Source organism: Roseofilum sp. SBFL, assembly GCF_017746885.1.
Classification (GTDB): Bacteria; Cyanobacteriota; Cyanobacteriia; order Cyanobacteriales; family Desertifilaceae; genus Roseofilum.
On sequence record NZ_JAGHZH010000146.1, the window covers coordinates 26,334 to 36,174 of the forward strand.

The window sequence follows — 9,841 nt, forward strand, 5'->3', positions numbered from 1 at the left end:
GACTTAACTCAGCACGCTTTTACCAAGCTTGCATAATCCAGCCATAACGCTCAGCCCTAATAGAGAGATGAAACTGCTAGGTTCAGGAACCGACGTTGGTGCCTTGGGGTCACCATTGACCTCTGCTTGCATGAAAAATGCTGTGAGTTCAACCTCATCCACAGGAAGTGCAGCCGGGTCACCCGTGTTGGTGTTGTTCACGTAAGCGATAAGCTGATTAACACCTCCATAAATAAAGTTTTCGCTCGTCACTAAAGGGTCGCCCTTTAGCCAATTGCTACTGCCTGTGAATTCAAAATCAACCGGACCACGACCATCACCAAAATCATGGACACCTGAGCCGACGCTGCCGAAGATGACAGCGTTGGCTCCAGGAATAACGGTTCCATTCAGACTCAGGACAACACGATCGTCAACGCCAATATCAAAGATGGAGAGCGATACATTCTCAACGTCATCAGGGACAAAGAACTCGAACATTCCTTGCCAAACCCCAGGTGTCCCAAATGGATCGGGCCAAAGGGCATTGCTATCCAACCTTGCAGTCGGTGAAATATACGATGCCCCACCATCGTTAGAAATCTGCCATCCTTCCAGACTTGTACCGGTACCTAAATCAACCATAAACGCTTGTGCTGGAGTTGCCATGCTTGCAACTAACAACGTCGATGCGCCCATGAGTAGAATGTTTCTCATAAAACAAAAATTCAAGAAAAAACTAACTCATCACATAATATACCTCATTCTATCACTCTGGGAAAAGCACCCAAATCCCGCCGCTCATATTGCATTGCCGGAGTCTCTGGCATGAGTTCGTCGGCATAACTCACCGTACTGCCGTGACACGACTAAAATGAGGCAATAGGATAACGATAGCAAACCAATTAAAGCACTGAGATCGGTTATTGATACGGGATATACGGGTGATTTGATGCTGCCAAGGGCGATCTGTTGGGAATTAAACTTTTGAGCAGTTTGGTTATCTCCTAACCCTTCTTTTCTGCTTAGGGTAAAATTTAGGGACAATCTTGCAACCGAGGTTCAGTCTATGGCAGTTCGTCAACCCCGCTATAGCAAAGAAGAGTTTGCTCGGCGTGGCGATGAGATTTATGAGTCTCAGGTGCGTCAACAGGCCGAAGAAGGCAACCAAGGCAAAATTGTGGCGATCGACATCGAAACAGGAGCTTTTGAGATCGCTGACGATCTACTCACAGCATCAAAACAGCTCTCAGCAAGAGTATCAGATGCTCAAACCTGGTTTGTTCGCATTGGACATCCAGCAGTCGATCGTTTTGGGGCACGGAGTTTGAGACCAAAGCAATGATGCAAGGGCGTGTGAATCAGAGTTGTGAAGCAATGTTGGCGATCGCCGTTAGGAATAATCAGACAACGCAAAGGGTAGATGCCGTAATTGATACAGGCTTCTCCGGTTTTTTAACCTTGCCATCAGAGATGATCTCGACATTAGCACTCAGTTGGGAAGGTCGAGATATGGCGACATTAGGCGATGGAACTTTTTGTACTTTTGAAGTTTACCTTGGGCTGGTAATTTGGGACGGGCAATACCGTGAGGTTTATGTCAATGAGTCAGAGACGGTTCCTCTCATTGGAATGCAGCTATTGCGAGGTTATGATTTGCGAATCCAAGCAATCGAGGGTGGTCTAGTGACGATCGAGGCTTTGTCTCTCTAATCGCTATCGGTCATTTCTCCTTTTCCATACTGGATTCTAAAGGAAGCTGGTATTCATGCAAAAGCAATCTGCCACCGCTCATCTTGGTCGTTATGCCGCTCACTCCTTGATGGAGATAAAATGCTAAACTTTACGCTGCGCTTGAAGCGATCGCTCTCACTCCCTTCCCCACTGAATTTTCTTCAAAAGCATGAGTATCAATATATTCACGACAATAGTCATGACGATCGCAACCCAACGTGCGATCGTCATGACTATTGTGATGGTTGAAGTATTTTGGATTGCCCGTCCAGCAGTACCGCGCGGAGATTTGGCAACCATCAAAAACTATTTGATCCAAAAACTGAGTCAGCCAGGTAAGCCGAAACTCGGTAGTGCAGCTCTCATTCTGATTCAAAAGGGTGAAGTTGTTGCAGCCCATGCTTTTGGGATTGCAAATGCCGCCAAAAAAATTCCCGTCCAGATCGATCGCACAATCTACCAAATGGCATCCGTGAGTAAGATGGTGACCGCTTGGGGGATTATGAAGCTCGTAGAAGAAGGACGGATCGCTTTAGATAAGCCTGCTAATCAGTACCTGAAACGCTGGCAATTTCCCGTGAGTCAATATAGCGATAAGGTAACCATTAGACATCTACTCAGTCATACAGGAGGATTAGACGACCTTTTTGGCTACGCTGGTTTTCTGCCCGGTGAATCGATTCAATCCCTTGAAGAGTCGCTGACTTTGACCCAAGATTCTATGTCAGGAAAACCTCGTGGTGTGACAGTTGCTAGAGAGCCTGGAAGAAACTGGCTATATTCTGGCGGTGGTTACACCGTCTTGCAATTATTGATTGAGGACGTCACGCAAGAGTCTTTTTCGGACTATATGAAAAAGGCTATTTTAGAACCTTTGGGTATGAGAGAATCAAGTTTTGACTGGGAGGCGATCGCTGCTTCTGGTCGTACAGATCGGCTAGCAACCAGCTTCGATGAAAAACTTCAACCGAGTCCTCATCGTCGATACACAGCTACAGCAGCGGCATCTCTTTACGCAACGCCTCAAGATATGGCTCGCTTCGTTCAAGCTTATAGCCGAACGAACTTAGTTCTAAAACAAGAAACACTAAAGCAAATGATCAACCCTCAGCCAGGGGCACATCAGGATTGGGGTTTAGGACATACTTTGTATGTTGCTAATGGTGCTGATGAATATACTGTAGGTCATGATGGGGGGAATTTGCCGGCGTTAGGGCATACGGTGCGGGTCAATCCTGCTACAGGCAATGGTATCGTTCTCCTCATTTCAGGAAACTTAGAGTTGGCAAGCCAGTTAGGAGATGACTGGGTTTACTGGGAAACCGGGAAGCTACCGATGAATGCAAAGTGGCGAATTTTGGGCAGCCGTTTAGTGCCAGCGCTTGTTGGAATTGGGTTAGGGGCGCTGGCGATCGCAACTTGGTCTGTTCAGTAATGGTTTGCTAATGAGGTGAGGAAATCAGTAAGATAGGAGTAGTGTAGGAGTGCTTTGAACAAACTGTATCAATATAAGTATAGAGCTACCTCCAGATTTAGAAGATGAACTATCCACTGAGGCATCTCAACTCAAGTTGCCTTTAGTAGAGTATATTTTGCGCGTCCTCTCATTTCGCCCTTTCCTTCAAAATCCTCCTAAAACCGGTGTAGAACTCGTGGCTTACTGGGAAAGCATCGGGGTGGTTGGTTCCCGATCTGATGTCATTGATAGTCAGGAACACGCGCGTAGGTTGCGTAACCAGACAGAAAACCGAGAGCGGGCTTAGGTAGCGAATGTATTTAGTTGATACAGATGTCATGATTGACATCCAGCGAGGTTACGCGCCTGCGCTTGCGTGATTCGCCTCTGTCTCAGAACTGCCAAGCATTCCTGGGTTTGTTGTCATGGAACTGATTCACGATGCTCAGAACAAGCAACAGGTTCGTAAAGCTTTACAGATGGTGGCTCCGTTGCAAATTATTTGGCCTACTGAAACCGATTGCGCTCGTGCTTTGTCTGATTTCACAGCCTATTATCTGTCTCATAAGGTCGGCCTAATTGATGCATTGATTGCCGCTTGTGCCGTTGGCCGAAATGCTACTCTCTGTACTTTCAACGTAAAGCACTATCGAGTCATTCCTGGCTTAAACGTTGATCAGCCATATAGTCGTTGAAGCCGCCTAACATTACGTTGGTGCGGACGCAATAGAGATTATCGGTTAGAGTTAAGGTTGTAAGGGTCGATCGCACTTTATGGGGAGTCACTCAGCATTCAAAGGTCAACCCTGATCGCCCACAAAATTAGGGGTATTGGCATCAGCACGGATGAGGAGATCGTAATCAACATCATGGATTCCATTGAGTCTTGCCTTTAGCGATTTGTTGGATGGCGCAACCAGCGTTTTAATTCAATCATGCTAGGTAGGGTTATCCCTACCTTCATAGTAGTTCTTAGGTACTAACCTAAAGATAAACTAGATCGTTGTGTAGTGTTACTAAACTCAGAAAAAAACTACACATAGAATGAGACACCTGGAGTAAGCTTTACATGCACGCCTATGCAACAAACGCTTCTGAGCGAAAATCGACTCCAATTTGGCTGGCGTTCTTTGCTATAGTGGCTTCTTTAATTTTGAGTTCTGGGTTGCAGTTGACGAAATTGCAAGCTCCTTGGTGGCTTGACTCGCCATCAGTCATGGGGTTTTACGGCCTAATTTATCAGTGGTTTGATAAATATCTGTGGTGTCAACAATTTAAATTCATATCCTTCTCATCGATCCCAAATCTTCAAGGTACTTGGGTAGGTGTTATTCACTCATCTTATAGTGGTGAAACTAATGTTCCAGATACAACAACCGATATCCCAGATGTGATTTTGTATGTTCGGCAAACCTGGACACAGTTAAACGTGCGTTTGACTACTCAAAATTCCAGTTCGTATTCTATTATGGGAACAGTCAATACACATAAATCTTCAGAGCCTTGTTTGAAGTATGAGTATATGAATGAACCATCTGCTCTAAGCATCGATACTATGAATGCTCATCGAGGTACGGCTAATTTACAGCTATCTCCAGACGGTCAGGAATTGGCTGGAGATTACTTCACTGGTCGTGGGAGGCAGAATATCGGAAAAATGGAATTCAAGCGTGTCTCTCGTGAGTATTTGACACGAGTAGAGGCTTTAAGAAGAGTAACTCAGTAATTTTGATGACGATTCTAATCTTATGGCTATATCTCAATCCCAACTTCAAACTTGGTCTCATCAAGGAGCAACTGTATCGGCGAAAAAAACTCATGAGTCTATTAGACATGCCCTACAAAGTTATCAGTGGACTTTAGATATCTATTACACCACCTACTTGCAAGGATCATATAGGAATTCAACCAATATTTATGGTGATAGTGATGTAGATCTTGTAGTAGAACTCACTTCTAGTGTTTACTCAAATTTAACCACAGAAGAGAAATCGAAGTTGGGAATGTTCCCTGTTGGCTATACTTGGTTTGACTTTCAAAAGGATGTAATTTCTGCATTATCCAGATATTATGGTTCTCAATATATTGATACATCAGGTAGTAAGTCAATCAAGTTGCTACCTCATAGTGGGCGGATCAAAGCAGATATTGTTGTGTCGGCAACTTATGAGCATTATGAGAAGATGCAATTAGTCGCAGAAGGTATGACATTTTGGACAAGACCTGGAGAGCAACAAATTTGCAACTTCCCAAAACGCCATTATGATAATGGTGCAAATAAGAACTCCAAGGAACAGACTGGTGGGTGGTATAAGCCTACAGTTCGAGTTTTCAAGAATGCTAGAAATTGTATAAATGCAGGTTTGCATGTTCCAAAGCAATTTCCCTCTTATTTTATTGAGTGTCTTTTATACAATGTCCCAAACCATAAGTTTAGCGGTAGTTTTCAATCGACATTTGAAAATTCACTTAATTGGCTAAGTACCAAGTTAAAGAAGGGTGATTGCCAAGATTTTGTATGCCAAAACGAAATGAGTTATCTATTTGGAAATTCACCAGTTCAATGGAATCCTGATGATGCTCGTGATTATGTACAGAGGTTGATAAACCTTTGAAATACTTAAGTTGATTGGTTCAGAGGATGACAACAGGCTTGAATCTAAGACTAAGCTTGATTATGAGCATTTTAACATGGCGAAAAAATCTCAACGATTTTTCGGGCAAGTAACCCTCTAACCTGATGTTATCGTTATGTGATCTCCACATTTGAGCTGCCTTGTCACCCCTTGAGTAGTCCATTCAGTCTTGGCTTAAGATAGAATTACAGAAAGTAGAATGATAATCATCATCACAAGTGAATTGAACGAGATTAGAAAGTGATGTGTAATTGGAAGACGGCCCCCTCAAATGGAACGGTAGACCAGGTAGATATTGCCATAATTGGTGCGGGCCCCCAGGCGTTAACATTAGTGACGCATCTGCTGCAAAAGAAGGAGTCCATGCGCAACCGCTTTGTGGTACTCGATCCAGCGGGGGATTGGCTACAGCAATGGCAACACCAGTTTGCTGCCTACAATATTCCCCACCTGCGATCGCCGGTAGTCCATCATCCCGACCCCAATCCCCATGCCCTGCGAACCTTTGCTGAATCCCGTTCATCGGAACTCTTTGCTCCCTACGACCTACCGGGAACCCAACTCTTCCATGACTTTTGTCAAGAAGTGATTCGGCGCTGGGAATTACACGAGCGAGTCATTCCAGCTCGGGTACAGCGGATCGAACTGTTTCGTCAGCAAGGATGGCAGCGGTTTCGATTGGAACTCGCCGACGGTGGAGTGCTGACAGCCAAGCGGGTTGTGTTGGCGATCGCCGGCGGTCAAGCCAATATTCCTGCATGGGTACAAGCCTTGCCCTCAACCCCCCCAAAAAATCGCCTCCTGCACTCCAATCAGGTCGATCTGCGCGATTGGCCGCAGTTAACCGGAGAAACGATTTTAATTGTCGGCAGTGGGCTGACGAGCGGACACCTAGCATTGGGGGCGATCGCTCGGGGCGCAAAGGAGATCGTGATGGCGCGGCGCACCTTTTACGAGAAACTCTTCGATGCCGAACCGGGATGGCTCGGCCCCAAATACCTCAAAGGGTTTCACGCCGAACCGGATTGGGAAACGCGCTGGCGGATGATTCAAACTGCCCGTAATGGAGGTTCCCTAACCCCAGCCGTTCTCACCCAATTGCGACGCAAAGAACGACAGGGCAAGCTCTCGTTTTACGAGCAGTGCGAAGTTCAGTCCGCCACGTGGCAAGAGAATGCCTGGAGAGTAACCTGCAACCATCCGGGTATTCATCACTGCATTGCCCAACAAGCGATCGACCGCATTTGGCTGGCAACGGGTAGTACGCTAGATGTGGATCGCTGGCCCCTATTAGCCAATATACGGGCGACTCACCCCTTACCCCTGGTTAATGGCTTACCCGTGTTAGATGCTCGGCTTCGCTGGGCAGGACGCAATCTTTTCATTATGGGGGGAGCCGCAGCATTGCAATTGGGGCCGGTGGCTCGCAACTTATTTGGGGCTAGGCTGGCGAGTCACCGCATTGTCCCAGCATTGATCAAGGACTTTAGTGGGCGATCGTACTCCGCAGTATAACTGTGTTGGTGCAGAGTGATTGCTGGGAGTTCAAGGTTATCGTTACTGCACTGGGACTATTTAGGCTGCTTGGGGGTTATTGTCAAGGTAAAATAAATAGGGTATATTACTCAGGCTCGGTTCTAGCGCCTGATACCCGCTAGAGGTAACGGGGAAAGTCCGGTGTAAATCCGGCGCTGTCCCGCAACTGTGAGGAGAGACGCAACTCTTTAAGTCAGAATGCCCGCCGAGGTGTAAACCCATCACATAAACATCTGCGAGGTACAGATGATGAAGACTTCAAATTTTTGCGATCAGCTTTTTGTCAAACATTTAAGGTTGTAGCGTTCTAAGTTGAACGTCAGGTTGATATTCAATCAAGCTATCTGAGTAAAGGTAGCCAAGTTTTGTGCTGGCGATCGCATCTAGTACCCTCACTATATCTAACTATGGGCTGTTTACCAATCAGAAGACAGCTAGTTTTTAGGTTGACTTACAGAATTTTAGGAAGCGATAACTGATGACCATTCAAGCTACAACGCTGGGGTATCCCCGCATTGATAAAAATCGTGAAGTTAAAAAGGCATTAGGAGCCTTTTGGAGCTGCCGGGAAGAAGTGATTCCGGCTCTGAAAAACAAGGTGGCTGCCGCAAAATTTATTCGGGAGGAGAGCCATGAGACTCAGGAATGATATATGGCAGGGCGATTGCGGCTACTGGCAAGACCTATTTATTCGGGAAAACCTGTTACCCTTAGGACATGCAGCATGGCAGGGGTTTATCACTGAGGGACGGGGCATGGTAGCTTGCGATGTGGCCGCGATCGATACTGGATCTGTAGATTATAACAGTGACATAGTTGAGCATACTGTCCGGTTTGTTCCCCTGTTGCATGTCTCAGCCTATTTGCAAACGCTCCATCTAAAAACAACAGTTATTGAACGGCTGCTTGATACGGTTCAAACCTATGATCCCGTTCAAGAAATTCTGTTGTTGATTGATGAAGACGGACAGGCAGATATTAACCTACTGCGAAACCTCAAAGTTGCTCCAGTTGATTGTTACCAACAGGTGCAACGGCGTTGGGTAGAGTTCCAACTCGATCAATCCCCTGGAGATTTGTATGAACAAAAATACTGAATAGATCCCAATACCGGCTCATCCCTTTTTTAAATATCAATTTTCCCGTCAACTAAAACCACCGAAATATGCTCAGAAAAGCTAATTTTGTCTTGACTCCATACATCAACAGCAGCAACCTGCGGGCAACTTACCAAATTCTTAATACCGTTGTGCCTTATGTTCTCTTATGGATTTTAGCCATACAGGCTCAATCAATTTCTCTATGGCTATTGCCCCCAATCATTGTACTCCTAGTTCTCTTTTCACTGCGCTGTTTTTCCTTGATGCATGATTGTGGACACAATTCTCTCTTTCGGTCAAAATCAGCGAACCGTATTATTGGGTTCCTGCTGGGTGCGATCAATGCGATTCCCCAATATGGCTGGTCAAGAGATCATGCCTACCATCACAAAACCAATGGCGACTGGGAGCGATATCGAGGCGTTGCCGATTTCTTGTCCACCGAGGAGTTTTCTCAGCTCGATCCTTTCCATCAAAAACTATATGAAGTCCTCCGACATCCACTTATGGCGATTCCCGGCGGCTTCTTCTATCTTGTCATCAAGCCTAGGCTGATTTTGAGCCTAGGAGTTTATGATTTAATCCATCATATATTTACTGATTTAAAGCAGGGTTCGGAGTTTAAATTAGCGCAAATGATTTCTGCCCACCAGTCCAAATACTGGCAGTCATCTACTGAATTTTGGGATCTCCTGCTCAACAACATCTTTGTGGTCAGTAGCTGGATTATTTTAAGCTCTTTATGGGGATTTGAATTGTTTTGGAGTATTTACTCTATGGTCATCAGTTGTTCTGCCACGATCTTTATCTGGATCTTTTTTGTCCAGCACATTTTTGAAGGTGCTTACGCTCATAAAACGGAAGGCTGGGACTATATTTCAGGTGCAGTTAAGGGCAGCAGTTATTTAAAATTACCAGCTATTCTCAGATGGTTTAGTGCAGACATTGGCTATCACAATATTCATCATCTTTCCGAAAGAATTCCCAATTACCATCTCGCCGCTTGTCATCGTGAAAATAGTCATCTGCTTTCGGATGTCAAGATTCTCCGAATCACAGATTTATTTGACTGTGCCCAATTCATTTTGTGGGACGCAGATTCAAATCGTTTAGTTTCGGTTGCATCCTTTCGTCAAGCTGCGGAGGCTAGGGCAAACTTTATAGCGCTTCGCGCTAGGGAATAGGGAATAGGGAATAGGGTTGTGGTACATGGCTTTGAGCCTTTAAGGCTGTACACCATAACAGCGTGAAGCGCTATAGCCCTCTTCTGTCACTCTCCGGTTTCTTCTATTATTAATAATTTCCAGAGCTAAGGTATACTCAGTGATACAGGGTGTGGCGATCTCATTTTTGCCCATATGCATACTCTTGGGAATTGATATGCAGAAAAAATGGCGCGA

12 protein-coding genes, 1 pseudogene and 1 riboswitch are annotated in these 9,841 nt (G+C 45.4%); of the genes and pseudogenes, 12 read left to right on the forward strand and 1 reads right to left on the reverse strand.

Annotation, left to right across the window (positions count from 1 at the left end):
• Positions 1–3: 3 nt before the first annotated feature.
• Positions 4–696 (reverse strand): hypothetical protein, encoded by a 693-nt coding sequence (locus J7545_RS15570; RefSeq protein ID WP_318719801.1) that lies wholly within the window; start codon positions 694–696, stop codon positions 4–6.
• 352 nt (positions 697–1,048) lie between these two features.
• Here J7545_RS15570 and J7545_RS15575 point away from each other — a divergent pair, with 352 nt between their 5' ends.
• From J7545_RS15575 to J7545_RS15625, 12 genes and pseudogenes are all read left to right on the forward strand, one after another.
• Positions 1,049–1,324 carry a hypothetical protein gene (locus tag J7545_RS15575; protein ID WP_318719802.1) on the forward strand — a complete coding sequence of 92 codons (276 nt, stop codon included), beginning with the start codon at positions 1,049–1,051 and terminating at the stop codon, positions 1,322–1,324.
• Positions 1,321–1,692, forward strand: a complete 372-nt coding sequence (locus tag J7545_RS15580; RefSeq protein WP_318719803.1) for a hypothetical protein — start codon at positions 1,321–1,323, stop codon at positions 1,690–1,692. Before J7545_RS15575 ends, J7545_RS15580 begins: the two co-directional genes overlap by 4 nt.
• 120 nt (positions 1,693–1,812) lie before the next feature.
• Entirely contained in the window at positions 1,813–1,962 is a 150-nt protein-coding gene (locus J7545_RS15585; protein ID WP_318719804.1) for a hypothetical protein, read from the forward strand.
• Positions 1,913–3,148, forward strand: a complete 1,236-nt coding sequence (locus J7545_RS15590; protein ID WP_318719805.1) for a serine hydrolase domain-containing protein — start codon at positions 1,913–1,915, stop codon at positions 3,146–3,148. Before J7545_RS15585 ends, J7545_RS15590 begins: the two co-directional genes overlap by 50 nt.
• 67 nt (positions 3,149–3,215) lie before the next feature.
• On the forward strand, positions 3,216–3,476 hold the full coding sequence (locus J7545_RS24130; protein WP_413039045.1) for a hypothetical protein: 261 nt from the start codon (positions 3,216–3,218) through the stop codon (positions 3,474–3,476).
• A 7-nt stretch (positions 3,477–3,483) separates the two neighbouring features.
• A pseudogene (locus J7545_RS24135) lies at positions 3,484–3,864 on the forward strand (PIN domain-containing protein).
• Positions 3,865–4,238: 374 nt separating this feature from the next.
• Positions 4,239–4,895, forward strand: a complete 657-nt coding sequence (locus tag J7545_RS15600) for a hypothetical protein (RefSeq protein WP_318719807.1) — start codon at positions 4,239–4,241, stop codon at positions 4,893–4,895.
• A 22-nt stretch (positions 4,896–4,917) separates the two neighbouring features.
• Positions 4,918–5,784: a nucleotidyltransferase gene (locus tag J7545_RS15605; RefSeq protein ID WP_318719808.1), complete on the forward strand. Its 867-nt coding sequence runs from the start codon at positions 4,918–4,920 to the stop codon at positions 5,782–5,784.
• 264 nt (positions 5,785–6,048) lie between these two features.
• Positions 6,049–7,320 (forward strand): FAD/NAD(P)-binding protein, encoded by a 1,272-nt coding sequence (locus J7545_RS15610; RefSeq protein WP_318719809.1) that lies wholly within the window; start codon positions 6,049–6,051, stop codon positions 7,318–7,320.
• A 100-nt stretch (positions 7,321–7,420) separates the two neighbouring features.
• Positions 7,421–7,566: riboswitch (cobalamin riboswitch) on the forward strand.
• A 253-nt stretch (positions 7,567–7,819) separates the two neighbouring features.
• Positions 7,820–7,990 (forward strand): hypothetical protein, encoded by a 171-nt coding sequence (locus tag J7545_RS15615; RefSeq protein WP_318719810.1) that lies wholly within the window; start codon positions 7,820–7,822, stop codon positions 7,988–7,990.
• A complete protein-coding gene (locus J7545_RS15620) occupies positions 7,974–8,438 on the forward strand; it encodes a hypothetical protein (RefSeq protein ID WP_318719811.1) in 465 nt (154 codons plus the stop codon). Before J7545_RS15615 ends, J7545_RS15620 begins: the two co-directional genes overlap by 17 nt.
• Before the next feature lie 68 nt (positions 8,439–8,506).
• Positions 8,507–9,625 carry a fatty acid desaturase gene (locus tag J7545_RS15625; protein ID WP_318719812.1) on the forward strand — a complete coding sequence of 373 codons (1,119 nt, stop codon included), beginning with the start codon at positions 8,507–8,509 and terminating at the stop codon, positions 9,623–9,625.
• The last annotated feature ends 216 nt before the right edge of the window (positions 9,626–9,841 follow it).